The organism is Myxococcus sp. NMCA1 (genome assembly GCF_026810205.1).
Classification (GTDB): domain Bacteria; phylum Myxococcota; class Myxococcia; order Myxococcales; family Myxococcaceae; genus Myxococcus; species Myxococcus xanthus_A.
This window is the reverse complement of sequence record NZ_CP113950.1, coordinates 7,851,714-7,877,976: the sequence shown is the minus strand read 5'-3', so window position 1 is coordinate 7,877,976 and position 26,263 is coordinate 7,851,714. Positions and strand designations below refer to the sequence as shown.

The window sequence follows — 26,263 nt, the reverse complement described above, 5'->3', positions numbered from 1 at the left end:
CTCCGGGACATTGCTCCGCAGGGCACCGCGCCAGTCGGAGACCGGACATATGCCGGTCCCCGTCCCGAGTCTTCGCCCTCACACCGGAGCGTTGTAGGCCCGCCCGTCGAAGGACGGATGGGCCATGATGTCCTGCGCGAGCCGGTCAGCCCAGGCGCGGCCCTCGCGAGCAAATGCCTGTGCCTCCTCCGCCGTGATAGCCGCATACGCACCGTGCTCGTCGCGAAGCCACCCACGACGACCTCGATGACCAGCACCCCATCTGTCTGAAGAATGAAAGGAGGGACTCGTCCCACGGGAGTGCCCATCATCTCATCCACGGACAGTGGGGGCTCTCGAGTCGGAACTCGCTTGCCTCGTACGCGCCTCGCTCACTCCCATAGACGCACTGCATGAAGTGGCAATGGTGTCCCCATGACGCAGCGACCGAACTTCGGGTAGGCACAGCTGCTGAGTGGAGCACCACACGCAGGGCGCCCGCCGTTTGCGTTACCTCCACCAGGGGCCCGGCGAATGCGGGTTGCACTTAGACGCCGGCCCCGCCCTCGAAGTCCAAGAGGTCGTCCACCCTGACGCGCGTGGCCTATGTGAATGCGGGCGAGTCTCCGAACACCATCCATCCAGAGGGCCTTCGCTCTGGATGCGAGGCCTCGGGTTCCCGGTCATGCATCGTTGGGCGTCGCCTTCGAGGTGATGTCCACGCGCCCCAGACGCAGCTTGCTGCGCGGCAGCTCTCCTCCGCTGGGGTCATCGTTGCCCCCCGTGGTGTCATCGAGGAACGAGTGGATGCGTGCAGATTGTCTGCGAAGAGAATCGCTTTGCTGCTACTTTCCCCGCGCTTCCCCGCGAGCCAAGGAGTTATTGCACGATGCGATTCTTCAAACGGGCTGTCTATCTTTGTGCCGCCGTTCTCTTTCCTGCCTGCGGCGGAGGAGATGGGGTGACCGGGCAGGACGACGCGCTGGCGCAGCAAGAGTCAGCGGTATCATCCGTGTCGCTTGACGGATGCATCTACAGCATCTCCGCCTACCCGCAGCCGAACGTGACGCCGACTGTCTATGACATCAAGCTCTTCCGCCAGCCCATCCCGACGTGTGTGTATGGTTACGGCACCGTGACCCTGGGCACGTCCGTCGTCTATGAGCCGACGCGGTCCGTGGCGGGGAACGAGCTGGGAATCGCCGCGAGCTACACCAAGAAGTCGAGCCTCAGCGGCAGCGCGCCCATCACCCTCAGCGTGCACCATGTGGACCCGGCCACACTGACCGTCATCCGGAGCAGCGGCTTGGGCGTCTACATGGGGGCGGGCAACATCGTGTCGGAGAACGTGGCGATTGCCGCGGACGGCACCACGGTCACCGTCTCGGGCTCGAAGACCGGCGTCATCTCGGGAGAGAGCGGCAGCGGGAGCCACTACACCGCGAGGTTCCCGGACTTCTTCACCAGCACCACGCCGCCGACAGTCATGGCATTCCCGTGAGGCCTCGCCTCGCACCTCGGGCCACATGAGGTTTGGGGGCAGAGTGCTCTTCCCAGCGCCGCGATCCAGAATCCCTTGTGATGCAGGGGCTTAAGCACGAAGGCCCCGCGATATTCATCGAGAGGCCCGTGTTGAACAAAAGGGCCCTACCGGTTGGTAGGGCCCTTCGTTCAGCTCCCCGAATGAAGCCCTGCGCGAACTCGTTCTCGGCTTTTCTCTCAGAGGACTCAAACTCTCTGAGGGGCCGAAAGCCGAGTAATATTCAGCGGCTTCAAGGAGGAGGTTGGTTGCGCCCTTCAATCGGGGACCGATTGAAGCTCCGCGAGCTTCACTTCTCGTGTGCCCGATATCGTGGCGAAGGGCCGCTGTCAGCTTTCCACCCACAGTCGCCGAGGTGGGTGAAAGCCGCATGGTTTCGATGCGCGCGCAGGCTCAGGGTCGAAAGCCCTGCCCAGGTGGCCCCGTGGCCCATCTCGGCCGGTCCGGCCCTCGTCCGCAGCCTCCGCGGTTGGTGTCGAGCCGGCCGCGTGTAGCGGCAGCTTGGTATGTCCCGAGGCCGTCTCCCCATTGCTCCTCCTCCCCTCTTTGCCGCCACGGGAACTCACCGGCCCCGCCCGCGCCTCGCTCACTCGCATTGACGCACTACCGAAGGTGGAGTGGACGCGAGCGTGACGCAGCGACGGGATTTTGGGTAGGTACAGGCGAACAAGCGCTTCGTGAGCTTCCTGTCCACGCAATGAATCGAACGGTAGACATGGAGCCACCAGAACCTCTGGACTTCCCCGCTCTCGTCTCGAAGGAGACGTCCGCTGGGAGAAACTGAAGGTGGCTGACGGCAAGGGCTCAAGGGTGGATTTGGCCCGGGCGGAGAGCAGGGGCTCACAGGAGCCTTCATAGGCAGGGAAGGGCTCTTCGGCAGCGCCCCCGGACTGATTCGCAGCTTCATGGGGTTTGTCACGAACACAGGGCGCTGTTGCCACGGAACTCCCCTGAGTCATTTCTCGGGTGGCGGCCCTTCGTGGACATGGCAATCTGCTGGGGCCGTTCGGGGTACAGGGTGGAGCATGCGTCAATTCACCCATATTCCAGCGCCCCCCGCCGACCGACAGGCAGACTGGCTACTTCACGGGCGTCAGGATCGGCGCGCCCTGCTTCTTGATCAGGAACACGAGGAACCTTGCCGGCTTTGTCTTGCTGGCATTGCGCCCGACCGTGTGGATATCGTCAGGGCTTTCGTGGAAGGTCTCTCCCTCCTTGAGCGTGACCTCCTTGCCGCCCTTCACGCCCATCACGATGCTGCCTTCGAGCACATAGATGAAGCCGTGTGCGTCATGGCGATGGATCGGGTCGGCACCGCCCGGACCATATTCCACAACGATCATCTCCACTTCCTTGCCCGGATACTCGGGCAACGGCTCCGTGAGCAGCGGCTTGACGCTGACATCGGCCGCGGCTACGGCGGGGCTTGCCATCATCAGGCATGACATCGCCAGGGTTGTCACAATGAAAAGAACGCGTTTCATGGCATCACTCCAGACCGGGGATTGCTGAAAGTCGTCAAGATGTTGCGTCATGGGTATCTCCTGCAGGGCGAAGGGTTCGGGCTCGCGGCGCCTGCGTGGCCTCAGTCGACCACGCTTACGACGCTGTGCATCCCTTCGCGTGCCATCTTTGCGTAGGGACAGAGGCGCTCGGTATCCCGGACGAGTGCTTCGGCAACGTGCCTTTCCACGCCGGGCATGCGAATGTGGAGCTCCGCGAACAGCGCATAGCCGCCGTCGATGGGGTCGCGGCCGAAGGACACCTCGACCGCAACCGTCGCGTTCGCCATGTCGACTGGTGAGCGTTTGGCGACAAGACTCAACGGCCCGTGAAAGCAGGCTGCATAGCCTGCCGCAAACAGCTGCTCCGGATTGGTGCCGCTGCCTGGACCTCCCAGTGCCGCGGGCAGACGCAGATCGAGGATCAGATTGTCGTCATCGGATCTCGCGATGCCCGATGCGTGGCCATGCGCGGCCTCGCCGCCCGACACCGTGACGGTCGTCGTGTAGAGCGCGGAAAATCCCTGACCCCGATACTTGTCGAGCTGCGTAAGTGGCGGAGGCCGCAACCTCTCGTTATCCATCGGGTGTCTCTAGACTACTTCGCTTGTGATGGCAGCCAGTCTTCGAAGCGGATGCGGCCAAGGCGAGCCTCGCCTTCCGGCACGAGCGTGTCTTCCTTGAGTTCGGCGTCGAAATACCTCGCGGCGGGATCCGCCACAACGCGGCGCGTATCGCCAATCCCCTTGAGATAGCGTTGCACCAGATCACTCATCCTGAAGCGCTCCGGCCCTGCGATATAGGCAATACCGTTGAGCGGCGCGGCAAGCGCGGCATCGGCCACGGCGTGCGCCACGTCGTCCGACGCGATCGGCTGGAACAGTGCGGGGGGCAGCGCAATCGTGTCGTCCTGTCCGGCCGACTGCACGATGCCACCCAGAAACTCCAGGAACTGCGTCGAGCGAACAATCGTGTAGGGAATATCGGCCTTGCGGATCAGGTCCTCCTGCGCGGTCTTGGCGCGGAAGTATCCGCTCTGTTTGAGCTTGTCGGTGCCCACGACCGACAGCGCAACATGGTGCGCCACGCCCGCTGCCTTTTCGGCCGCCGCCAGGTTGCGGCCCGATGTCTCGAAGAATTCGAGTACGGCCCGATCCTCGAACGAAGGCGAGTTCGCGACATCCACTACGACCTGCGCGCCGGACAACGCCTGCGCCAGGCCCTCGCCCGTCAACGAATTGACGCCGGTTGCCGGCGAAGCGGCAACCACCTCATGGCCCTGCGCAACCAGTCGCGCCACGACCTTCTTGCCGATCAGGCCGGTACCGCCGATCACAACAATCTTCATGACGCTTCTCCAGGCTGAAGGTGGAATGAATCCACGTGCATGCTAAGGAGTGCCGCGCGCCGCCACGAGACCGCCTGGGGACGCACGGTGTTTCCTGTTTGCATCGATCGGACTTGGCAGCGCACCAAAGACCCGCGCGCGGGCGCCCGAGAGAGCTAGCGATTCACCTTCAGCCGGTATTCGCTGGGCGAGATGCCTAACACTCCTGCGTCAGGGGTAGGCAGAGGAGCGAGCAACTGAGGGCCGTGTCCGCTGGCGGCCATTGGGCCTGCTTCGGTTCGGTGGACAGGTTGACTATGCTACCAGCCTCTTGGTCTCGGTCATCCGCTCGTACTCCACGGGGCAGACGTAGCCCAGGGCTGAGTGGCGCCGCTTCCGGTTGTAGAACACCTCAATGTACTCGAACAGTGACTGCTTCGCCGCCTCACGTGTCTTGAAGCGGGTGACGTAGACAAGCTCCAGCTTCAGCGTGGAGAAGAAGCTTTCCGCCACGGCGTTGTCCCAGCAGTTGCCCTTGCGCGACATGCTGCATCCGATGCCGCGCTCCTCCAGCAACTGGCGGTAGTCCTCGCTCGCGTATTGGCTACCGCGATCGGAGTGGTGCAGTAGCGGGGCGGGACGGCCGAGCAACGCCATGTCGAGCGCGCTCAGCACCAGTCTGCGGTCGATTCTCTCGCCCATCGCCCAGCCCACCACCTTTGCTGGGGGTAGGCACAACTCGGTGTAGTCGACGGACTCGGGCAGCGTGGCCACGGCGGGATGCCTCCGGGGAGGCAAAGCCCTGGCGCGACAGATTCTGGGGACGGCAGAATGCGGCAATGGAGCGGCGAATGACCTGTTTCTCGCTGCGCGAGCTCATCGTTGAAGGCCGACTTGGCGGTGCCGCCGTCGGCATGGGCCGCGACGACGTACGCCAGCGGTTGGGAGCGCCGGACGACTGGGGAGTCGAGGAGACCGTCGAGCGCGCGTCGATCTGGCGCTACGGGAACTTCGAGCTGCACTTCGGCGAGGATGGTCGCTGCTGGATGATCTTTAACGACTACGCGCAATACGGCCTCAACGCTGGACCTGGACGCACGCTCGAGCTGTGGCTCTTCGCCGATGGTCCTGATGACTCCGTTGTGTCGGCTCGGCTGCGCGCCGATGGCTTGAGCGTCGACGAAGGCATCGAACGTGACATGCGCCGTCTGCGTGTCGGCGCCGCAAAGCTATTCTTCGAACACAATCATCTCGCAGTCCTCGTGGTGACGGGGTAGCCGCTCACCGCTCGATTGATACGTCCACCGACGCCGTCACGTTCCGCTCGCAGACCCGCACGCGCAGCAGGATGTCGGCGAGGTACGCCTCGGGGCTGGCGCCGTTGGCCTCACAGGTGGCCACCAGGGCGTAGAGGCCGAGACGGTGGAGGCCCGCTTCGGCTCGGGAACCTCGAGGGTGCCACATCCGGTGGAGTGGCTGTCGGACAACGGGCCCGTCGAAACGGCCACGGACACCCGCGATTTCGGCCGGAGCCTCGGCCTGCTGGTATGCACCACGCCCGCCTGCTCCCCGGAAGGCAACGGCATGGCCGAGGCTTTCGTGAAGACGTTCAAGCGCGACTACGTGTACGTCAATGAGTTGCCCTCGGCTCCCCACGTCCTCGCCCAGCTGCCCGCCTGGTTCGACGACTACAACTGCGGCCACCCTCATCGCGGATTGAAGATGATGTCACCTCGCGAATTCCGTATTGCTAATTCCCAAGCCTGAGCTGTCCGAATTGACGGGGGCAACTCCAGGGGTAGAGCACCTGAACTCCTGCCTCACCCGCTGGGTCGACACGTCACGATTTCCCCGTGACGTGTCTCACGACTGCGTGACATGCCACGGGCCCTGGAGCTCCTGCTCGGCGCCTCGTGCCGCTGACACCTGGCCAGGCAGGGCGTGACGCGGCGCGGGAGACGTGACGTCACCGTGACACTCGACTCAGCTCGCCACCTTCGGGCCCGACTCCCCGTCGCTGGCGCTCCTTCTGGGTGACATAGGAATCTCTTCGGGTCGATTCACGTTCGTTTCTTCGGCGGCTCGTTTCCCGTGAGGCAAGGCTGTCTCGACTTGGACGAATTCACCGGAAGGGTTGCCCAGGTGCGCGCGTGAGCTCGTCGCGGAGGTTCTCCTTGCGCACGGCTCCCGGATGGCTGGGAGTCCTCTTGTTCCTCCTGTTGTGCCCTGCCGTCGCGCCGGGTGCTCAGGAGCTCGGGTTGATGCAGGTGGGCGGCGCGCGCCCCTTCCAGGCCGAGTACATCACCGAGGTCCTCTACGACCGGGTGGGGCTACTCTGGATAGGAACTCGCGAGGGCCTCTATCTCCACGACGGCCAGCGCTTCCGCAAGTTCCAGTACGAACTGGGCAACCCTGCTTCCCTGGCAAGCAACGCGGTGCGCACCCTGCACGAGGACACCCAGGGACGGCTGTGGGTCGGCACGATGACGGGTGGCTTGAGCCTCGTGGACCGGGCTCGCTGGTCCTTCCGGCACTTCCGTCACGACTCCAGCAACCCCGCCAGCATCCCCCATGACGGCGTGTTCACCCTGGCCGACGCCGACGATGGGCGCCTGTGGGTGGGCACCCACAGGGGACTCGCGCTGCTGGACCCGGAGACGGGGGTGGCTGAGCGGATTCCGCTCCAGCCTGGCGGGGGCCAGGAGTTCGTGATGGCCCTGAAGCACGACCGCACGGGTGCGCTCTGGGTGGGCACGCTCTCGCGAGGACTGTTCCGACGCGGGCCCGGCGCCACGACGTTCGAGCCCATCTCTTCCGAAGAGCGAGGCCCTGGCTCCAGGGACATCTTCAGCCTCGCGGCGGACCCGGACGGCGGGATGTGGGTGGGCACCCGTGACGGGCTCTACCGGGTAGAGCGCGACGAGGCCTACCTGCGCCGCGCCCGGCTGTCTCCACCGGAGCTCGCCCAGAAGGTGCAGGTCGTCACGGAGCTCGAGCCCGATGGACACGGGACGCTGTGGGTAGGCTCCTTCGGCGGTGGACTCCTCCGCGTGGACACGGTGACGGGCGAAGTGCGTGAGGAGCGTCTCCCGTCCGCGGGGCCTGGCTACGAGCACCGCATCGACGAAGGCGCGCTCGCGTTCGACGCCGCTGGGAACCTGTTCATCGGCACGTTCGGGATGGGCTTGTTCTATGCGCCCTTCCGGCAGGAGACCTTCAGGACACTGCGAGGAAAGGCCGGGAACTCGGCCTCCGGGCTGACGAACGAGGACGTGTGGGCGGTGATTCCGGATGGCGACAGCCACCTGTTCGTGGGCAGCTTCGGCGGAGGCGTGGACCGGGTGGATGTGCGCTCGGGGCAGGCCGTCCCACTGCCTGGGCCCGTGTTGGACGGCGTCGACACTCGAGGCGTCCTCAGCCTCCTGCGCACCCGCGACGGGGAGTTGTGGATCGGCATCTCGATGGGCGCCTATCGCCTGGACCCGACGACAGGCCAGTTGCTCAAGTTCTACCGTCGCACGGAGCGCGGGGCGAGCGACCATCCTGGCTTCGTCAACACGCTGCTGCAGGACGCTCGTGGCCACGTCTGGCTGGGCAGCGGGGGACAGGGGCTGCAGCGCTACCGGCCGGAGACCGATGACTTCGTGGCCTTCCGTCACGAGCCCTCGAATCCTCGCTCCCTCTCCGATGACTTCGTGACGGTGCTGATGGAGGACCGGCGCGGGCGCTTCTGGGTGGGAACGCGCTCGGGCGGACTCAACGTCTGCTCGGCCAGCGAGGACACGGTGGAGTGCATGCGCCTGGGCTCTGACTCGAAGCTGCACCTGAGCCACTACTACGTGAGCGCGCTCATGGAGGACCCTTCGGGCGCCATCTGGGTGGGGACCGTGGGCGGAGGCCTCCAGCGGGTGTCGCTCGACGACTCCGGGCTGCCGGTGTCCGTGGACCTCTGGACGAGCACCGACGGGCTCATCGACAACAACGTGATGGCCATGGCGCGTGCCCCCGACGGGGGCATCTGGGTAGGGACTCGCGCGGGCCTGTCACGGCTGGACGTGGCCACGGGGGCATTCGAGAACTACGCCGCCTCGGATGGTCTGCCCAGTGACGCGTTCAACCCGGAGGCGGTGACGCTCCTGGGCGGCAGGCTCTACTGGGGGAGCTCCAAGGGGCTCGTGGACCTGGACCCCTCGGTGCGCCCGCCCCGCGAGCCTTCGCCGCCGCTCATCCTCACCTCCATCGAGGGGTTGGAGTCAGACGCTCTCCCGAACCAGCCGGTGTGGGACCTCCCTGGCCTGGAGGTCCCCTGGCGCCAGCCTTTCTCGCTCGAGTTCTCGCTGCTCGACTATGCGCGCAACGGCGTGGAGTACGCCTATCGCTTCACGGCGGAGGCGCCCTGGCTCTCGCTGGGGACGCGCAATCAGCTCTCGTTCCACTCGCTCCCTCCGGGGGAGCATTCGCTGCGGCTGCGCGCGCGCAGCCCGGGCCGAGACTGGGTCGAGATGCGTCCGTTCACCCTCCGCGTGGCGCCGCCCCTCTGGCAGCGGACCGATGTGCGCTTCGGCGCGCTGGCGGTGGTCCTGCTCTCGGTGGTGGTGGGGCTGGTGTGGCGGACTCGGCTGCTCGTCGGACGCAACCTCGCGCTGCGCACGTTGCAGGCGGAGCGCGAGCAGGCGCTCGAGGAGGCGGAAGCCGGGCGTGAGCGCCTGCGCCGCCTCACCATGCGGCTGGAGGCCGCGAAGGAAGAGGAGCGCAAGCATCTCGCCCGCGAGCTGCACGACGAGTTCGGCCAGGCGCTCACGGCGGTCAAGCTCAACCTCGGGTTGATGAACACCTCCGCGAGTCCCTCGGTGACGCGCCTGCCCGAGGTCGTCGCGCTCATCGACCGGCTCATCGGGCAGGTGCGGGCGCTCTCCGTGGACCTGCGCCCGCCGCAGCTCGATGAGCTCGGGCTGGTCGCCGCGCTCGAGTGGTATCTGCGCGAGGTGGCCCGGCGCAGTGGCGTCGAGCTCGTGTTCACCGCGTCGTCGGCGCCTCCCTCGCTGAGCAAGGGGCGGGACATCGCCGTCTTCCGCATCATCCAGGAGGCGGTCACCAACGCCCTCCGACATGCCTCCGCGCGCCGCATCGACGTGCGGCTGGAGACCGTGGGGCGCGTCATCCGGCTCGAGGTGCGAGATGACGGCAAGGGGTTCGACGTCAACCAGGTCCTCACGGGCCGGGGGCCGGGCAGCTTCGGCGTGTTCGGGATGCAGGAGCGGGTGCGCGACTTGGGGGGACACTTCGAGGTGACCTCGCGTCCGGGGGGGGGGACGCGCGTGGTGGCCGAAGTGAGGGTGGACGAGCGGGAAGATTTCTCCGGAGGACCACATGCGCGTGTTGCTGACGGATGACCACCAGTTGGTGCGGGCGGGCCTGCGTGCACTGCTGGAGTCGCTGGGTGGGGTGACGGTGCTCGCCGAGTGCGGCGATGGGCATGAGGCCCTGACGCTCACGGACAAGCTGCAGCCGGATGTGTTGCTCCTGGACCTCTCGCTGCCGGGGCTCAATGGTATCGAGGTCGCCCGGCGCGTGCCGAAGCTGAGCCCCTCCACGCGGATCCTCATCCTCTCCATGCACACGTCGGCCGAGTACGTGGCCCAGGCCTTGCGCGCGGGTGTGGCGGGCTATCTCGTCAAGGACTCGGCGGTGGAGGAGCTCAAGGTGGCACTGGAGTCCGTGTGGCAGGGCCGCACCTACCTGAGTCCCGCCATCTCACAGACCGTGGTGGAGGGCTTCCTGCGCATCACCGACGACGAGAGGCCCGCGGCGAATCCGCTGGACCGGCTTACCTCGCGGCAGCGGGAAATCCTCCAGCTCATCTCTGAGGGAAACGGCACGCGCGCCATCGCCGAGCGGCTGCAGGTGAGCGTGAAGACGGTGGAGGCGCACCGGACGCAGTTGATGGAGCGGCTGGCCATCTATGACGTGCCCTCGCTCGTGCGCCTGGCGGTCCGGTATGGGCTCGTCCCGGGAGAGTCGTCGTGACGTAGGGGATTCCTGAGGGGAGGCTAGGGGGCTCCCCGATGGTGGGGCTCTCCGACGAGGCCGTAGGGTCGTAGTGCGTCCCAAACCGTCATGGAGACCCCCCGCCCATGAGACTGATTTCACGCCCCTCCTTCTCCAGCGCCGCGCTGGTGGGCCTGCTGAGCGTCGTGCTCACCGCCTGCGGCTCGGACCCGAAGCCCCCCGGTGAGCCCGATGCCGGAGGCGGCGGAGTCCCGTCCTACTCCGTGGGCGGCACGATGTCGGGCCTGCGTGACGGCGCCCAGGTGGTGCTGCGCAACGGCGAAGAGTCCCTAAGCGTCACCACCAATGGTTCCTTTGCCTTCAGCCAGAAGGTCGCGCGAGGTGCGGCCTACGCCGTCGCCGTCCAGTCGCCGCCTGAGGGCGCCTCCTGCACCGTGGAGAGCGGCAGCGGCACGATGGACAACGCGGACGTCACCAGCGTCGCCGTCACCTGCGGCGCTAACACCTATCCGGTGGGCGGTGTCGTCTCTGGCCTTTCCGCGGGTGCCTCGCTCGAGCTGCGGAACAACGACGGGCCCGTGCTCACCGTCTCCGCGAATGGGCCGTTCCGGTTTCCCGCGGAGGTCGTCGACCTCGCCGGCTACTCGGTGACGGTGCAGTCGTCTCCGGCGGGCCATGCCTGCACCGTGGAGCGCGGCGCCGGCACGGTGAACGGCTCGGCCGTCACCGATGTGGCCATCACGTGCGCGGCGTACACCTTCGGCGTGCGCGGCTCGCTGTTTGGCCTGACGCAGGGGCAGTCGGTGGTGCTGAAGAACAACGGGGGCGATGCCATCACCATCACCGCCAGCGGGCAGTTCGTCTTCGCGACGCCGGTGGCCTTCGGCGCGAGCTACGACGTCACCGTCGAGGCGGTGTATCCGGTGGCCTGCACCGTGAGCCGGGGGACCGGAACCATGGGCAACCAACCGGTGACGAACGTGAGCGTCAGCTGCAAGACGACACGGTTCTCGCTGGGTGGCACCGTGACGGGCCTCCTTCCCACAAGCTCGGTGGAGCTCACGAACGGCTCGGAATCGATCCGCGTCAACGTGGACGGCTCCTTCGTCTTCGTCGGGCCGGTGGATGACCTGAGCGGCTACTCGGTGACGGTGAGCTCGCCGCCCATGGGCCAGGCCTGCGACGTGCGCAACGGGACGGGCACCGTGAGCGGGGCGAATGTGAACAGCGTGGTCGTGACCTGCTGGGCGTCGGAGTATCCGCTGGGCGGAAGCGTGGCGGGGCTCTCAGGGGGACAGTCGGTGGTGCTGAAGAACAACGGAGGGGATGCGCTCACCGTTGCGTCAAATGGCTCCTTCACTTTCCCGAAGCCGGTGTCCTACTGGAGCACGTATGTCGTCACCGCCGAGGCTCGCTACCCGCTGATCTGCAGCGTGCCGAATGGCACGGGCCGAATCGGGGTAGGGGGCAACGCGGACGTGGTGGTCTCCTGCACCACGCGGTCCTTCACCGTCGGAGGTGAGGTGGCGGGGCTCGTCGAGGGAACCGCGCTGGAGCTGTGGAACAACGAGCAGGAGCGTCTCACCGTTTCCGCGAATGGGCCCTTCGCCTTCCTCCAGCCGGCGGCGGACCTGAGCGCCTACTCCGTCTCGGTGAAGACCCAGCCGGAGGGACAGTCCTGTGAGGTGCGGCAGGGCACGGGCACGCTGGGGGGCGCGACCGTCAAGAGCGTATCGGTCGTCTGCTCGCCGAACTCCTATCTCGTGCGCGGCACCGTGGCGGGGCTGGGGGATGGGCAGTCGGCGGTGCTGAGGAACAACGGAGGGGATGACCTCACGGTCTCCGCTGATGGAGCCTTCGCCTTCCCGACGCCGGTGGCCTTCGGCGCGGCCTATTCCGTCACGGCCCAGGCGACCGCGCCGCTGGTGTGCACCGTGTCGAACGGTACGGGCACGATGGGCGAGGGAGACGTCACCCGCATCGAGGTGCTCTGCGGCACGGCGTCGTATCCCGTGGGTGGCAGCGTGAGCGGCCTGGCCGAGGGCGCCATGCTCGAGCTCCAGAACAACGGCGACGAGGTGCTCCCGGTTTCGGCCAATGGCGCCTTCACCTTCGCCCAGCAGGTCGCGGAGCAGGGCAGCTACTCGGTGACGGTGAAGACTCAGCCGGAGAACCAACGCTGCGCCGTGAGCTCCGGCGGGGGGACCGTGAGCGGTGCGCCCGTCACGAACATCGTCGTCACGTGTGAGAACGTCTACCGGCTGCGCGTCAGTGTTTCGGGGCTGACCGGCACGCTGGGGCTGAAGTCCGGCGTGGACGCCCTCACGGTCGCCACCGACGGGGAGTCTTCGTTCCCGCTGCCGCTGCGTCCTGGCGAGGCGTATGCGGTCGAGGTGAGCCGTCACCCGATGGGACAGACCTGCGAGGTCTCGGGTGGAACGGGCGCCATGGGCGAGGCCCACGTCACCGTCATGGTGGCCTGTGAGGCGAACGCGATGGTGTTCCGGGTGGGCGCGGGCGCCACGGCCCTCAACTCGAATGCCACGGAGGTCTTCATCGATGAGTACCGCCCCATGGGGGGGGCGCCCGTGCGCACCTTCGCCATTCCCTCATCGAACGCGGCGGGGGCGGCCCGACTCACGGTGTCCGGCGGTGATGTCCACCAGGGGCACCTCTCGCGCTCGGGCAATGGTCGCCTGCTCACCTTCACGGGCTTCGATGCGGACGTGGGCCTGGCGAACGTCTCGGCCACGACCGCATCGGAGACACCTCGGGTCATCGGGCAACTGGACCTCGCGGGGACCTTCACCCTCCCTGTGCGTCTGAGCGATGCCTATGACCGAGACCAGGTGCGCGCGGCCTCGACGGTGGACGGCACCGGCTACTGGCTGTCGGGTCGAGGCGGCGGCATCCGCCATGCGCTGCCTGCCGAGAACACCACGGTGTCGACAGCCATCTCCACGGGCGTGATGGACACCCGCTTCGTGAGCCTGTTCGACGGCCGCGTCTACTTCTCGCTCGGAACCGCTCCGAACCCGAATCCCCAGGGCTACAACCAGGGCATCCTGACGTTCCCCACCGAGCAGCCCACCGCGGCGGTCGCGCCGAACCAACTCCCCTCGCTCTCGACGGTGTTCAACTCGTCCGGCTTCGCGCTGCTCGATGAACGTCCCGAGGTGGCCGGTGTGGACACCGCTTACGTGTCCATCAACCTCGGCCGGGGTGTGGGCCAGGGCGAGACTCCGGACATGTTGCGCCTGGAGAAGTGGACCTTCGACGGGGTGAGCTGGAGCCGGGTGTCCAGCTTCGTGCCCACCTTCGCCGTCGCGGGGACCACCATCGTGCCTATCGCCACCCATGGCGTCTCGGCGGTGCGGACTCCCCGAGGAGTTCGCGTCTATGTCACCACGTACCAGCCGAGTGGTGGTGGCGCGGGCAACCTCCTGGTGTCCTTCCTGGATGATGGAAGCTCGTTCACGCCGTCCGTGCATGTCGTGGCCACGGCGCCGGCCAACACCAGCTTCCGGGGCGTGAGCGCCAGCCCGCTGCCCTGAGTCGTGAAGCGCGCGGCATCAGCGCCCCTAGGGGATTCCTGAGGGACTTCCAGGGGCGCCCCCGATGGTGCGCGCCGCCCGAATCCGTACCGTTTCGTTTCCAACTCCATGGTTGCTGTTCGTCGCACGCGCGGCGGTTTGCTGCAGAGAGGTCCATCCATGTCAGTGCGTTCCCGTTGTCGTCTGCTTCACCCCGTGTTGCTGGGGCTGGTCGCGGCGGCAGTCCTTGTCGGCTGCGGCAGCGAGAAGTCCTCCCCCACCGTGAAGTCCCTGCGGATTACGCCCGAGAGCTTCTCGCTCGCCGTGGGCATCGGCGCGGACGTCACCGCGACCGCCACCTTCTCCGATGGCAGCACGCGGGACGTCACGCGGGAGGCTTCGTGGTCCTCGACGGATGCCGCCATCGGCGCGGTGTCCTCCGAGGCGGGCGCCGCGCCCCAGGTGCGCGCGCTGGCCAAGGGGCAGACGACGCTGCGCGCGACCTACTCCGACGTCTCCGCGCAGGCGCGGCTCGACGTGACGGACGCCACGGCTGTCTCGCTGTCCATCGAACCGAAGGAGCTGTCGCTCGCCGCGGGCCTCTCGGGGCAGCTTGCCGCCACGGCCTCCTTCTCGGATGGCACGTCGCACGGGCTCACCAGCGACATCATCTGGTCCTCCTCCAACGAGGCGATTGCCGAGGTCAACGCGAGCGGCCAGGTTCGCGCCGGTTCGCCCGGAGAGGCCACCCTCAAGGCCCGGTTCGGCACGCTGGAGGCCACCGTCAAGGCGACCGTCACCGCGGCCGTCGTGACGTCGGTGGCGGTGACTCCGGGTGACGCCTCGATGGCCCGTGGCAGCACGCTGATGCTGACCGCCATGGCGACGCGCTCGGATGGCACGACGGTGGACGTCTCCAACGAGGCCACCTGGAGCTCCAGTGACGTGAACGTCGTGTCGCTGAACAAGCGCGTCGCGAGCGGCGTCGCGCTGGGCGGTGCCCGAATCACCGCGACCTTCGCGGGCATGAGCGGCGGCACCGAGGTGACGGTCTCCGAGGCCGCCGCGCTCGCCGTCACGCCGGCGGCGAGCATGCTGATTGAAGGCCACCCGAGCCAGCTCCACGCCGAGGCCACGCTGTCCAACGGCCGTACCCAGGATGTCACCGCGAGCGCCGCCTGGACGAGCAATACGACGGAAGTGGCCGTGGTCTCGATGACTGCGTCCACGCGTGGGCAGGTGACGCCGGTGGGGCAGGGCTCCGCCACCATCACCGCGACCTTCAACGGACTTCGCGGTACCGGCCAGGTGAGCGTGTCGAAGCTGAGCATCACCAGCGTCGTCCCGACGTTCCAGACGATGGAGGATGGAGTGGTCTCCTTCACGGCGCGGCTCACCAAGGCCCTGCCGCCCTCCGCGCGGCTGCGGTGGCGCGTGTCGGTGATTCGTCACAACCCTCCGGCCGATCTCCACCTGCCTCCCACCGACAGCCCCGTGGTGGGCCAGCCGGTGCGCTACTTCTCGGGCGCCGCGGGTGAGGTGGCCGACCGGCCGGAGACGTGGACGGGCGGCTCGGAGACCGACCCGAGCGGCGCGGCCTACGTGGGGCAGGAGGCGGGCTTCGAGGTGGTCTCGACCGGGCTTCAGGGCACCGAGGGTCACACGTACTCCTTCCGCACGCGGTTCGCCATCAAGGGCGACTACAGGTTCAACGTCGAGCTGTTCGAGGTCGGCGCCGCGGGCGGGCTGGCTCGAATCGGCGACGCCACGGAGCTGAGCGCCACCGTGGGGACGATGCGCGCGACGGATGCCTCCGAGCTGCTGTTCTTCACCGCTTCTCCCTCGGCGGAGGCCCAGACGGAGGAGGAGGCCTTCCCGCAGGCGTTCGCCGTGCGCCCGGATGGCTCCCAGTTCCGTCAAATCACCCATGCGCCCACGCCGTTCTTCTCTCCGCGAGACGTCCACTCGGAAGTGATTCGTTCGCCGGACCGCAAGTCGGTGGTCTGGGTGGACGGGCGAGACAAGTTCGGGGGCATCTACTTCCAGGGGCTCCTCTACATCGCGGACGCGGATGGCGGCCGGGTGCGGCGCCTCACCCAGGCGAGCTCGTTGCTGTGCGGAGAGCGCATGCCGGAGTTCTCGCCGGATGGGCAGTGGATTTCATTCATGAGGTCGTGCATGCGCGACCCGTACCCGGGACGTGATGGCGTCGAGTTCACCTACATCATCCGCGCTGACGGGACGGACGAGCGGCGCGTCCTCATCAGCGGCATCAACGACATGCCGCAGCCCTCCCCCATCTCGCCGCTGGTCTTCTCCTCCTTCTCGCGCGACAGCAAGACGCTCTACACGGTGCAGTACGCGATGGCGGGCGTCCAGCTCTGGGCCTTCTCGCTGGAGGATGGGAGCGCGCGCTCCATCATCAACTTCTCCGTCCCGGGGCAGGAGAGGGCCTCCATCGTGCGGTTCCCGATGGAACTGCCCAACGGCGACCTGCTGTACCACTACTGGAGCGCGGACGTGAAGTCGGACACGTGGCTGGAGCGCATCCGGCCTGACGGCACGGGCCGCGAAATCGTGCGGCCCGTCATGCTCGGCAGCAGCAGCGAGCTCCTCCAGTCCCTCTTCACACTCTCTCCCGATGGCACGAAGGTCGCCTACACCGAGCGGGACCCGGTGACGGGGATCAACACCATCATGGTGTCCAACCCCGACGGCTCGGAAGCCGTCTCCATGGGGAACCCTCCGGCCTACTTCGTGCGGCGCATCTTCTGGGCTCGCTAGCGCGCGTGCCGAGCACACCCATCCCTCTTTCGAGGTCCATCTCGTGAAATCGATCCTCAAGAACCTCGCCGGTGTCGCGCTGGCGTTCGCGGGCACGCAGGCTGGTGCCGACTCCCTTCCCAACTACGATGCACTGCTGGAGCGCTCGCCCGCTCCCGGAACCCGCTCGCTCCTGGAGGACAGTGAGAGTCTGGGCGGACAGGTGCTGCACCGCGAGCACCGGCTCGGCGTGCCGACCTTCGTCTGGGCCTCGCGGCCCGCGCAAGGTACGGCGTTTCCCCCGTCGCTTCGCGCGGCCAGCGACTACGCGCGGATGTCTCCGGTGACCGCAGCCCGGCTCCAGCTCGATGCGCTGGCTCCGTTCCATGGCGGCCGGTCGCTCTCGCAGGTGGGGACTTCGGTCGCCAGCGTTCGCCGGAGCCCGCTGGGCTCATCGGTGGTGACGCTGCGGCAGGAGGTGGGGGGGGTCGAGGTGTTCCGTGGCACCGTCAACCTGCTCCTCGACAAGGAGAACGTGCTGGTGGCCGCCTCAGGTCACCTCTCGCCGGACGTGGGGCAGGGCAACAAGAGCCCCGCGCGCTCCTTCCGGATGGGGGCTCCCCAGGCCGTGGCCGCGGCGTTCGCGGACCTGACGGGGCAGTCGCTCGATGCCGGCCTGTTGCGGCTCACGGGCGGGGCCTCGGGCCGCTACTCGCATCATGAGCTGGTCCCCTATGCCCGGCCGCTCCCGGTCGGGTTGCGCATCCCCGCTCGAAGCAAGCCGGTGCTCTTCCAGCTTCCCGAGGGACTGCTCCCCGCCTACTACGTGGAGCTGAACACGGGCGCCGCGGGCTCCTCTGCCTCGGACTACTACTCGTACGTCATCGCCGCGGAGGACGGCCGGGTGCTGTTCCGCAAGAACCTCACGGCGGACGCGGCGCACAGCTACCGCGTCTGGGCGGATGCCACGTCTCCGTTCACTCCGTTCGCCGGACCGTCGGGCAACTCGCACATCCCGCACCCGACGGGGACGCCGGATGGCGACGTGCCGCTCTTCGTCGAGCGCAACCTGGTGACGCTCGACAACGCGCCCTTCAGCCGCAATGACCCGTGGCTGCCCGTGGACGCCACGGAGTCGGTGGGCAACAACGTGGACGCGTACGCGGACCTGGCCTCGCCGGACGGGTTCGGCGCGGGGGACATGCGCGCGGCCATCACGGGGCCCGCGACGTTCGACTATCCGCACAGCTTCAACTTGCTGCCGTACGAGACACCCCAGCAGATCCAGTCCTCCGTCACGCAGCTGTTCTATGTGAACAACTGGCTGCACGACGCGTACTACGACGCGGGCTTCAACGAAGCGGCGGGCAACGCCCAGCATGACAACTACGGGCGTGGAGGGCTTGGGGGTGACAGCATCAAGGCGGAGGCGCAGGACTTCGGTGGCGTGAACAACGCCAACATGTCCACCCCGGCCGACGGTGCCCGCCCGCGGATGCAGATGTTCATCTTTCCCGGAGGCACCGCACAGAACTCCGTCGAAGTGACGGCGCCCGCGAGCATCGCGGGACCGTATACGTTCGTCTCCGCGCAGTTCGCCCCCCGCGTGTTCTCGGTGTCCGGCCGCGTGGTCGAAGGGTTTGATGCGGAGAACGCCGACGGGCCTTCCACGACGGATGGCTGCACGGCGCTCACCAACGCCGCGGAGGTGGAGGGGAACATCGCCCTCTTCGACCGAGGCACCTGCGGCTTCCATCGGAAGGCACTCACGGCCCAGGCCGCTGGGGCCATCGGGGTCGTCATCGCCAATATCGATGGCATGGACATGCCCGAGGGGATGGCCATCGACAGCGGGCTCTCGCCGTCGCGCATTGGCGCGGTGCTGATTCCGAAGGGGGACGCGGACCGCATCCGAGGGAAGCTCACGGAGGGGGTGCAGCTCTCGATGATTCAGCGCCCCGAGGGTGACCTGGACGGCACCATCGACACGAGCATCGTGGCGCACGAGTGGGGGCACTACATCAGCAACCGGCTCGTCCATGACGGAGCGGGCCTGGGCACCAACCAGGCGCGCAGCATGGGAGAGGGGTGGGCGGACTTCCACGCCCTGCTGCTCACGGTGCGCGAGGAGGATGCGCAGGTCGCCTCGAATCCGAACTGGACGGGCGTCTTCCCGGTGGGCGACTTCGCGACGCGGCACATGAGCGCGGACGCCGCCTACTTCGGGATTCGCCGCGTGCCCTACTCGGTGGACTTCCGCAAGAACCCGCTGACCTTCAAGCACATCTCCAACGGAGTCCGTCTTCCCAGCGGCGCGCCCTATGCCTTCGGAGCGGATGGGAGCAGCAACGCCCAGTACCACAATTCCGGCGAAGTCTGGGCGACCATGCTGTGGGAGTGCTACGTCGGGCTGCTGCGTGACTCCTCGCGGCTCTCGTTCAACGAAGCCCAGCGGCGGATGAAGAGCTACCTCGTCACCGCGTACACGCTGACCCCGGCCTCGCCGACGTTCCTGGAGGCTCGCGACGCGCTGCTCGCGGCGGCCTATGCGGGAGACCCGGCGGACTACCAAATCTTCGCGGAGGCGTTCGCTCGGCGTGGCGCGGGAATCGGCGCGGTGGCGCCGGACCGGGCCTCCACGAACCATGCGGGCGTGGTGGAGAGCTTCCGCACGGGCGCGGATGTGGTGTTCGTCTCGGCGGAGCTCACCGAGGACGGCAGCGAGAACACCTGCGACGCGGACGGGTATCTGGACAACGGCGAGAGCGGCGTGCTGCGCGTCACGCTGCGCGCCACGGGCACCGCCCCGCTCCAGGCGACGAGCATCTCAGTCTCGTCGGACAGCGAGGCCGTGCAGCTGGCCAATGGTGGGGCGGCGAGCTTCCCCACCGTGGGGCTGTACGAGACGGCCACGGTGGAGGTGCCGGTGCGGCTCTGGGGCGCGGCGCCTCGCTCGGCGGTCCACTTCAACATCGCCTACCGCGACGCCAACGGGGTGGCTGCCGGTGACAAGAAGGCGACGCTGAGCGCCAAGGTGGAGCAGGACGAGCTCCCTGGGGCCTCGACGACCGAGAGTGTGGATGCGCGGCTGCTGCCCTGGACGATGACGTCCGCGGTGGGCGGCGTCTCCTTCACCGTGAACGAGGATGCCGGGACTGCGCGCTTCTTCCATGGAGAGGATGTGGGGCGCGCCGCGGACTTCGCGCTCGTCTCGCCGCCGCTCCATGTGGGCAAGGCGGGCTTGTCGTTCACCTTCCGCCACCGCTACGCCTTCGAGGCGTCAAGCGGAGAGTACTTCGACGGCGGTGTCCTCGAGCTGTCGGAGGATGACGGCCAGACGTGGACCGATATCGGAAACCGCATCACCTCCAACGGGTACAACGTCACGCTCACGAACTACGAAGGGAACGTCAATCCGCTCACCGGGCGCCGAGCCTTTGGCGGTGCGAGCTTCGCGTTCACGCAGAGGCAGATGGTGACGTCGAGCGTGAACCTGGGCACCGCCTTCGCGGAGAAGGTGGTTCGCATCCGCTTCCGCATTGGCACGGATGAGGCGGCCGGGGGCTCTGGCTGGTTCATCGATGACATCGCCTTCACGGGGTTGGCGAACACGCCCTTCACGGCGCTGGTGGACGAGCAGGGGGTCTGCACGACGGGCCAGGTGGATGCGCAGGCGGGCGAAGACCTGGCGGTCGATGAGCTGTCCGTGGTGCAGCTGCAGGGCAGCGGCAGCAGCCTGGCGGGTGGTGCGCTCACGTACCGCTGGGAGCAGGTGGCGGGTCCCTTCGCCGCGATGAGTGGCGCGGACACGGCCACACCCAGCTTCACCGCGCCGGAGGTGCTGGCCGATACCATGCTGACCTTCCGCCTGACGGTGCTGGACGGCGGTCTGCGGGACAGGGACACGATCCAGGTGCTCGTGCGCCAGTTGAACAAGGCGCCGGTGGCGTCCGCGGGCACCGCGCAGACGGTGGACGAAGGGAGCACGGTGACGCTCCAGGGAAGCGCGGAGGACCCGGACGGCGACGCGGTGGTCAGCCAGCAGTGGACGCAGGTCTCCGGTCTGCCTGTCACGCTGACGGGCGCTGATACGCTGACCCCGAGCTTCACCGCGCCCGCGGTCGCCAAGGGGAGCGCGGAGCTCGTCTTCCAGCTCGTGGTGAGTGACGGGCAGCTGAGTGGCGAGGCCGCGAAGGTGAGTGTGACGGTGCACCACGTGCCGCTCGCGCCCACCGTGAGCGCGGGGGATGATGTGTCCACCTTCTCGGCGAAGTCCGTCACGCTGACGGCCACGGCCACGGACCCTGAGCAGGGGACGCTGACCTACGCGTGGAGCCAGAGCGAGGGCCCCGCCGTGACGCTCCAGAATGCGACGCAGGCGCGTGTCCAGTTCACCGCGCCCGAGGTCTCGGCCGCCACGGAGTTCGTCTTCGTGGTGAAGGTCTCCTCGGAGAGTGGCCTGTCCGCCGAGGACCGGGTCACGGTGACGGTGAGCCCGGCGCCCCCGGCGCCGAAGGAGTCCAGCGGTTGCTCGTCCACCGGGACGACTGCCGCGCTCCCGCTGGCGATGGCGTTGCTCTCGCTCCTCGCGTGGAGGCGGCGCGAGGACTGACGCCGTCCTGACGTTGCCTTGAGGCAGTGAAGCGGGGCGGTGGCACATGCGCCATCGCCCCGCTCGGGATGCGCGGCGACTCACTCGTGCCGTGGAAATTCCCAGGCACCCGCGCGGCGGCCAGTCACATGCCCACCACCCCGGGCTCCGCGAGCTGGATGCGGTCGAGGGTGGAGAAGATGTGCCCGTGCTTGGGACTCAACACCACGGAAAATGTAACGAGTCTGAGTCTGTCCCACGAAATCGGGGCAAGCCCACTGGCGATGGGCTGCATCGCCCGGCTGTTTTCCGTGTGCCAACGCAGGTCTTCCGTTCCATCAGGAGGGCTGTTGATGGAACGGGAGCCCTTCGGCTCGCGCTCGTGTATATGCATCCGCGCTTCCCTTCTCTGGAATCGATATGAGCGCCCTGCCCTCCTGCCCGAAGTGCAACTCCGCCTACACGTACGAAGACGGCAGCCTCTACGTCTGCCCGGAGTGCGCGCATGAGTGGTCGACAGCCGCTGCCGCAGAGTCGGGGGAAGAGAAGCGCGAGGTGCGCGACGCCTACGGCAACCTGCTCCAGGACGGCGACAGCGTCACCGTCATCAAGGACTTGAAGGTCAAAGGCTCGTCGACGGTGGTCAAGGTCGGCACCAAGGTCCGGAGCATCCGCCTCGTCGACGGTGACCACGACATCGACTGCAAGATCGACGGCATCGGTGCGATGGGGCTCAAGTCGGAGTTCGTGAAGAAGGCTTGAGGAGCCAGGCTGCTCTCCGCTTCAGTGGACACCCTGGAAGGGGCAGGGATGGTGTCCGACTGGACGGAAGGAAAGTAGCCGCGAACCGCCCTGGGCTGCACTAGAAGAGGCTGCCAGGTGCACCGCACCCCGTCCCTGGAGCCGCCCCACGTGCAGCCCTCAGCCCCCCGACGTCATCGAGAGCCGCCCCGCTCCTGGTGGACGCGCTTCCTGGACTTCATGGAGCTGTCCTCTCCCGAAGGGCGCTGGGGGCTAGGGCTCGTGCTCGGCCTGCTCGTCATCGGCTTCTGGCCGCTGTTGCTGCTGGCTGTCCTCGACGTGAGCGGGACGCCGCGCAAGGTGCTGGTCGCGCTGGGGCCCGCGTCGATCTGCCTGGGGTTCGCCCTGCTCATCCTGGTGTGCGGCTACCGGTATGGTGAGTCACTCCGGTGGTCGCGCGCCCAGACGTGGGGGCTTGCCGCGCTGTTCCTGGGCATGGGCCTCGCGGGTGGCGCGGGTCTGTGGTTCAGCGAGGGCTGAGCTCGCGCTCCTCGCGAGGGCGCCCTCAGCCCTCCTGTTCGGAGCCCTCGAAGGTGACTTTCGCCTTGTTCATGACGTGCTCCACTGCGAGCAGGTACCAGCCCATCTCGGTGAGTCGCTTCGTCGTCTCGGGCGACTCGCGCAGGGCGGCATGCGCATCCGCAGCGGTGAGCCCGAAGGGCTCCACCTGGTCGCGCACCAACTGCTCGAGCTTCTCCGGGGTGAGCTGAAGCTTGTGCTCCTCGGTGACGGCCTTCAGCACGATACCGATGTGCAGCCGGCGCTCGGCGTCCGCGCGCGTGGTGGGGTCCGTGAGCCAGCCCTCGAGCGCTTCTCTCTGCTCGTCGACGTCGAACTGGTGCTCGAGCATGCCCTGGCCCTCGGCCTGGACCCAGCGGCGGCGCAGCTCTTCGTCCACCAGCGCGCGAGGCAGCTCCACCGGAGCACGCCGGGCCAACTCGTCCAGCACCATGTCCCGCGCCTGGACCCAGAGCTGTGACGCCGCCGCGTCCTCCAACTCGTCGCGCAGGTGGGTCATCACCTCGCCCAGCGTGCCGCCCAGCCCGAGCTTCTCAAGGAACGCGGGGGCGCTCTCCGGGGGCAGCGTCACCTCGTGGGCGGCGAGGACGTCCACCAGGAAGCGCGCGGGCTTCCCCTGGAGCGCCTCCACGGGGTACGTGTCCGGCAGCTCCAGGGCAATCTGCAGGGACTGGCCCACCTTGGCACCCTCGGCCACGGCCTCGCTGAATCCAGGCAGGGCTTCGATGGGGGCCAGCTCCGTCGTCATGCCGAAGCGCGCGGAGAAGGGGATGAGCTTACCGTCGGAGTAGCCCACGATGTTGAGCCGCACCTCGTCGCCCAGCTCCAGCGACTCGCCGGGTTGACGCTCGCGCGAGGTCGCCAGGGCGCGGCGCTTCTCGTGGAAGGCGCGTAGCAGGTCCTCCTCGGTCAGGTCGTCCGGGGTGGGGACCCGCACCGAGATTCCCTCCAGGGAGGGCGCCTGCACGGTGGGGAGCTCAAGGGCCTTGCCGGAGACGAGGCTCGCCACCGGGCTCATCTTCAGGAGGCGCTCGACTCCATGACCTGGTCCTTGCGTCCCTTGCTTGCGGCTCACGAATGCTCCCGGGAGATAGGCTTGCCAGCGCCCGCGCCAATGGGGGGAAAAGCGACGGCTCGGCATGGACCAGGGCATAGTCCAGCCGAGCCGCTCTGACAAACCCCGAAGGGTGGGGCGCTGCTCTAGAAGAAGGCGCCCACGATGCTGGACACCGTGGAGACCGCGGCGCCCACCTGGCTGACAATCGGGATGTTGGTGGCCGCGGCGACCGAGCCCACCGCGGTGATGACGGACGTCACCTTCTTGCCCGTGCTCGCGTTCTTGTCCATCAGCGTCGCGCCAGCGTTGGCCACGTCGACCGCGGCGATGGCCACGTTGACGCCCGGGGCGAACCGGCCCAGCGCCTTGGCGGCGGTGCCGGCGGCGGCCTTCGCGCCCTGCTTGAGGGCGGCCTCACCGGCCTCCTTGCCCGCCGTCTTCAGCGCGGCCTTGGCGGCCTGGCGCGTGCCGCTGCCAGTCAGGCCCTGGGCCAGGGTGCTGGTTGCCTTCGCCGTCTCGGCTGCAGCGGACTTGACGGCCTGGCCCACGCCCTTCGCGGTGCCGCTCTCGAAGATGCCCTTGGTGGCGGCGGACTTGACGGCCTTGAGCACGTCGTCGCTGGCGTTGGGGAGCGTCTTCTTGAAGGCGTCGACGGCCTTCTTGCCGGCCTCCAGCTTCTCCTTGAAGACGGTGCCGCCGAGCACGCCGCCCATCACCTTGCCGCCGACGATGCCGCCCGTCGCGGCGGACAGGCCCGCCTTGGTCGCGTCGAGCGTCGAGCGCGTGGCGGTGATGATGTCGTCCTTGCTACCGGTGCGGATGGCCTGGCGGATGTCCTTGACGGCCGTGGCGCCCGACATCACCGCGCCAGGGATGCCCGCGTAGCGCGCGGCGGCCTTCATTCCGGCGCCCAACTTGGTCAGGCCCTTGAACTCGCCCGCAGCGTAGGTGGGGTTGCTGACGAACGCCCGGTTGTTGCCGGTCAGCAGTCCTTCGGCGCCGTTCTTGATGTTCTTGATCTGCTGGAAGGCATCCTTGCCGTACCCGAAGGCCTTCGCGCTCTGGGTGGCAACCGCCGTGGCGCCCTTGATGAGCCCCTTGTTGTCCTCGACGGTCTTCTGGACGTCCTTGGCTACCTTCTGGACGTTGGCGCGGGCAGAGTTGAGGGTCTTGCGGATATCGAAACCCATGGTGGGCCTCTCGAAATTGAAATGGACGAACTCGTGGGGATTATCGCGAACACCCCGCCGGAGTTGCGTCAGCATCACCGACCAGACACTCCCTCCCACACTTCAGGGCAGTGCATCACATGCTGCTGGATAGTACGTGCATGTGGGGGATGGCGGTGAATGAGGGTGCCATATTCTCTGGCGTTCGTCTCGCCAGAGAGAGGAATGTCTCCCACCGTCGCTACCGTGCTGCTGGTCTGTGGCCTCGCCCCTTTGGGGGAGCCGCTCACGCTGCGCGAAGCGTTCCTCGCGGCCCGAGGACGGGCCCCCGCGCTTGCTCAGGCCCGTGCGCAGGAGGCTGTTGCCCAGGGGGACGAGGCCCTTGCGCGGACCTTCGCTCCGTTGACCCTGTCGCTGTGGGGCGGCGGCAATGACCCGCGATGGGCGGTGGGCTTGACGCAGAAGCTTCCGCCTCCAGGGGCGCGTGCGGCACGCATTCTCGCCGCGGAGTTGACGACGCGAAGCGTCACGGACGACCGCCGCGCGAGTGAGGCCGCGGTCCGGGCGGATACCCGGCGTCACTACTTCTCGCTCCTGCGCGCCCACCAGCTCGTGGAGGCGTCCGCCCGGGCGCTTTCGCTCGCGCGTGAGTCGGAGTCCGCCGCCGCGTTGCTCTTCGAAAGCGGGGCGGCTCCAGAGTTGGATCTCATCCAGGCCCGCATCGCGCGTGGCGCCGCGGAAGTCCAACTGTTGACCCTGCGGGGAGACCTGGTCGCCGCGTCGGCGGCACTGGCCTTGTTGTTGGGCAGGGAGCCCAGCGTGGTGCTGGCGCCCGTGGATGCGCGGCCGCCGCCCTTGGTGGAACTGGACTCGGTGCTCGCTCTCGGTGCGGTGTCTCCTGCCGGCGAGGCGCGCCAGGCAGAGGTGGCGGCGGCCGAAGCGACGCTGCGGGCGGCACGGCGTGAACGTTGGCCCGTCCCGACGGTGGGAGTCTCCGTGGAGGCGGATGGCCCGCGAGGGCGGAATGCCTTCCTTCGCGGTGCGCTCGACCTGGACCTTTCCCTCCCCGGACTGGGCCGGGGCGAAACGGCTCGCGCCGCGGCCGCCCTGGAGTCCGCGCGTGCTCGTCAGAACGAGGACCAGCGCTCCCGGCGGACGGAGCTTGTTTCCACCCACGCGCGGTTGGCCGCCGCACTCGCGGGCATGGCGCGCTACGCGGAGGAGATTCTGCCCGCCGTGGAGAAGACGGAGCGCATGGCCTTGGAGGCGTATCTGGCGGGCCGAAGCCCCCGGGTGGCGCTCAATGTGGCGCTCCAGGCGGCAACGGACATGCGGACCCAGGCCATCGAGGCCACCTTCGCCGCCCAGTCCGCCTTTGCTGACCTCGAACTCGCTGTCGGGTTTCCGCTCGATGCGCCTTAGATTCGCGCTACTCGCCTGCCTCCTTGCGTTCGGAACGGGCTGCCGGCGGCC

Annotated in this window: 17 protein-coding genes and 2 pseudogenes; 11 read left to right on the top strand and 8 right to left on the bottom strand. The window is 67.8% G+C overall.

What is annotated here, in order from left to right; all coding sequences use genetic code 11:
- Nucleotides 1–991: 991 nt before the first annotated feature.
- On the top strand, nucleotides 992–1,480 hold the full coding sequence (locus OZ403_RS32525) for a hypothetical protein (protein WP_237079932.1): 489 nt from the start codon (nucleotides 992–994) through the stop codon (nucleotides 1,478–1,480).
- Nucleotides 1,481–2,598: 1,118 nt separating this feature from the next.
- Here OZ403_RS32525 and OZ403_RS32520 read toward each other — a convergent pair.
- The 4 genes and pseudogenes from OZ403_RS32520 to OZ403_RS32505 all read right to left on the bottom strand — a co-directional run.
- A complete protein-coding gene (locus OZ403_RS32520) occupies nucleotides 2,599–3,054 on the bottom strand; it encodes a cupin domain-containing protein (protein ID WP_237080716.1) in 456 nt (151 codons plus the stop codon).
- A gap of 50 nt (nucleotides 3,055–3,104) precedes the next feature.
- Nucleotides 3,105–3,605 (bottom strand): Ohr family peroxiredoxin, encoded by a 501-nt coding sequence (locus OZ403_RS32515; RefSeq protein ID WP_268782575.1) that lies wholly within the window; start codon nucleotides 3,603–3,605, stop codon nucleotides 3,105–3,107.
- A 14-nt stretch (nucleotides 3,606–3,619) separates the two neighbouring features.
- Nucleotides 3,620–4,369: an SDR family oxidoreductase gene (locus OZ403_RS32510; RefSeq protein ID WP_140857006.1), complete on the bottom strand. Its 750-nt coding sequence runs from the start codon at nucleotides 4,367–4,369 to the stop codon at nucleotides 3,620–3,622.
- A gap of 294 nt (nucleotides 4,370–4,663) precedes the next feature.
- Nucleotides 4,664–5,068, bottom strand: a pseudogene (locus OZ403_RS32505) (IS3 family transposase); the annotation flags it as partial.
- Nucleotides 5,069–5,199: 131 nt separating this feature from the next.
- Here OZ403_RS32505 and OZ403_RS32500 point away from each other — a divergent pair.
- The gene (locus OZ403_RS32500) at nucleotides 5,200–5,625 is read left to right on the top strand and encodes a hypothetical protein (RefSeq protein WP_140795129.1); all 426 of its coding nucleotides are present in this window, start codon (nucleotides 5,200–5,202) and stop codon (nucleotides 5,623–5,625) included.
- Between the two features lie 4 nt (nucleotides 5,626–5,629).
- Here OZ403_RS32500 and OZ403_RS32495 read toward each other — a convergent pair whose 3' ends face one another.
- Nucleotides 5,630–5,812 (bottom strand): transposase domain-containing protein, encoded by a 183-nt coding sequence (locus OZ403_RS32495; RefSeq protein ID WP_161604932.1) that lies wholly within the window; start codon nucleotides 5,810–5,812, stop codon nucleotides 5,630–5,632.
- Here OZ403_RS32495 and OZ403_RS32490 point away from each other — a divergent pair.
- The 6 genes and pseudogenes from OZ403_RS32490 to OZ403_RS32465 form a co-directional block, all read left to right on the top strand.
- Nucleotides 5,765–6,115: pseudogene (locus OZ403_RS32490) on the top strand (integrase core domain-containing protein); the annotation flags it as partial. The gene OZ403_RS32495 and the pseudogene OZ403_RS32490 sit on opposite strands and share 48 nt — an antisense overlap.
- Before the next feature lie 407 nt (nucleotides 6,116–6,522).
- Nucleotides 6,523–9,741 carry a sensor histidine kinase gene (locus tag OZ403_RS32485; protein WP_268782573.1) on the top strand — a complete coding sequence of 1,073 codons (3,219 nt, stop codon included), beginning with the start codon at nucleotides 6,523–6,525 and terminating at the stop codon, nucleotides 9,739–9,741.
- A complete protein-coding gene (locus OZ403_RS32480; protein ID WP_011556093.1) occupies nucleotides 9,719–10,375 on the top strand; it encodes a response regulator in 657 nt (218 codons plus the stop codon). The genes OZ403_RS32485 and OZ403_RS32480 overlap by 23 nt, the downstream gene beginning before the upstream one ends.
- A 107-nt stretch (nucleotides 10,376–10,482) precedes the next feature.
- Nucleotides 10,483–13,911 (top strand): hypothetical protein, encoded by a 3,429-nt coding sequence (locus OZ403_RS32475; RefSeq protein ID WP_268782572.1) that lies wholly within the window; start codon nucleotides 10,483–10,485, stop codon nucleotides 13,909–13,911.
- A 159-nt stretch (nucleotides 13,912–14,070) separates the two neighbouring features.
- Nucleotides 14,071–16,674: an Ig-like domain-containing protein gene (locus OZ403_RS32470; protein WP_268782571.1), complete on the top strand. Its 2,604-nt coding sequence runs from the start codon at nucleotides 14,071–14,073 to the stop codon at nucleotides 16,672–16,674.
- A 43-nt stretch (nucleotides 16,675–16,717) separates the two neighbouring features.
- Complete coding sequence (locus tag OZ403_RS32465; RefSeq protein WP_328285477.1) at nucleotides 16,718–21,265, top strand: myxosortase-dependent M36 family metallopeptidase; 4,548 nt, start codon at nucleotides 16,718–16,720, stop codon at nucleotides 21,263–21,265.
- A 124-nt stretch (nucleotides 21,266–21,389) separates the two neighbouring features.
- On the opposite strand, the gene OZ403_RS32455 is transcribed toward OZ403_RS32465, so the two are convergent.
- Entirely contained in the window at nucleotides 21,390–21,638 is a 249-nt protein-coding gene (locus OZ403_RS32455) for a hypothetical protein (protein WP_268782570.1), read from the bottom strand.
- Between the two features lie 26 nt (nucleotides 21,639–21,664).
- On the opposite strand from OZ403_RS32455, the gene OZ403_RS32450 reads away from it, so the two are divergent.
- Nucleotides 21,665–22,006, top strand: a complete 342-nt coding sequence (locus tag OZ403_RS32450; RefSeq protein ID WP_140795124.1) for a zinc ribbon domain-containing protein YjdM — start codon at nucleotides 21,665–21,667, stop codon at nucleotides 22,004–22,006.
- 150 nt (nucleotides 22,007–22,156) lie between these two features.
- Nucleotides 22,157–22,525 carry a hypothetical protein gene (locus OZ403_RS32445; protein WP_237077622.1) on the top strand — a complete coding sequence of 123 codons (369 nt, stop codon included), beginning with the start codon at nucleotides 22,157–22,159 and terminating at the stop codon, nucleotides 22,523–22,525.
- Between the two features lie 25 nt (nucleotides 22,526–22,550).
- Here OZ403_RS32445 and OZ403_RS32440 read toward each other — a convergent pair whose 3' ends face one another.
- Nucleotides 22,551–23,582, bottom strand: coding sequence for a peptidylprolyl isomerase (locus OZ403_RS32440; RefSeq protein ID WP_268782569.1), 1,032 nt, complete (start codon nucleotides 23,580–23,582; stop codon nucleotides 22,551–22,553).
- Nucleotides 23,583–23,764: 182 nt separating this feature from the next.
- Complete coding sequence (locus OZ403_RS32435) at nucleotides 23,765–24,811, bottom strand: hypothetical protein (RefSeq protein WP_140795121.1); 1,047 nt, start codon at nucleotides 24,809–24,811, stop codon at nucleotides 23,765–23,767.
- Between the two features lie 204 nt (nucleotides 24,812–25,015).
- Between OZ403_RS32435 and OZ403_RS32430 the strand changes: the two genes are divergently transcribed.
- The gene (locus OZ403_RS32430) at nucleotides 25,016–26,212 is read left to right on the top strand and encodes a TolC family protein (RefSeq protein ID WP_268782568.1); all 1,197 of its coding nucleotides are present in this window, start codon (nucleotides 25,016–25,018) and stop codon (nucleotides 26,210–26,212) included.
- Nucleotides 26,213–26,263: the final 51 nt, after the last annotated feature.

Coding starts and splice junctions, on each gene's coding strand:
- OZ403_RS32475 (WP_268782572.1), top strand. CDS start 10,483: ATGAGACTGATTTCACGCCCCTCCTTCTCCAGCGCCGCGCTGGTGGGC.
- OZ403_RS32495 (WP_161604932.1), bottom strand. CDS start 5,812: ATGTGGCACCCTCGAGGTTCCCGAGCCGAAGCGGGCCTCCACCGTCTC.
- OZ403_RS32435 (WP_140795121.1), bottom strand. CDS start 24,811: ATGGGTTTCGATATCCGCAAGACCCTCAACTCTGCCCGCGCCAACGTC.
- OZ403_RS32515 (WP_268782575.1), bottom strand. CDS start 3,605: ATGGATAACGAGAGGTTGCGGCCTCCGCCACTTACGCAGCTCGACAAG.
- OZ403_RS32500 (WP_140795129.1), top strand. CDS start 5,200: ATGACCTGTTTCTCGCTGCGCGAGCTCATCGTTGAAGGCCGACTTGGC.
- OZ403_RS32510 (WP_140857006.1), bottom strand. CDS start 4,369: ATGAAGATTGTTGTGATCGGCGGTACCGGCCTGATCGGCAAGAAGGTC.
- OZ403_RS32470 (WP_268782571.1), top strand. CDS start 14,071: ATGTCAGTGCGTTCCCGTTGTCGTCTGCTTCACCCCGTGTTGCTGGGG.
- OZ403_RS32450 (WP_140795124.1), top strand. CDS start 21,665: ATGAGCGCCCTGCCCTCCTGCCCGAAGTGCAACTCCGCCTACACGTAC.
- OZ403_RS32520 (WP_237080716.1), bottom strand. CDS start 3,054: ATGACGCAACATCTTGACGACTTTCAGCAATCCCCGGTCTGGAGTGAT.
- OZ403_RS32455 (WP_268782570.1), bottom strand. CDS start 21,638: ATGCATATACACGAGCGCGAGCCGAAGGGCTCCCGTTCCATCAACAGC.
- OZ403_RS32440 (WP_268782569.1), bottom strand. CDS start 23,582: ATGAGCCCGGTGGCGAGCCTCGTCTCCGGCAAGGCCCTTGAGCTCCCC.
- OZ403_RS32480 (WP_011556093.1), top strand. CDS start 9,719: ATGCGCGTGTTGCTGACGGATGACCACCAGTTGGTGCGGGCGGGCCTG.
- OZ403_RS32430 (WP_268782568.1), top strand. CDS start 25,016: ATGTCTCCCACCGTCGCTACCGTGCTGCTGGTCTGTGGCCTCGCCCCT.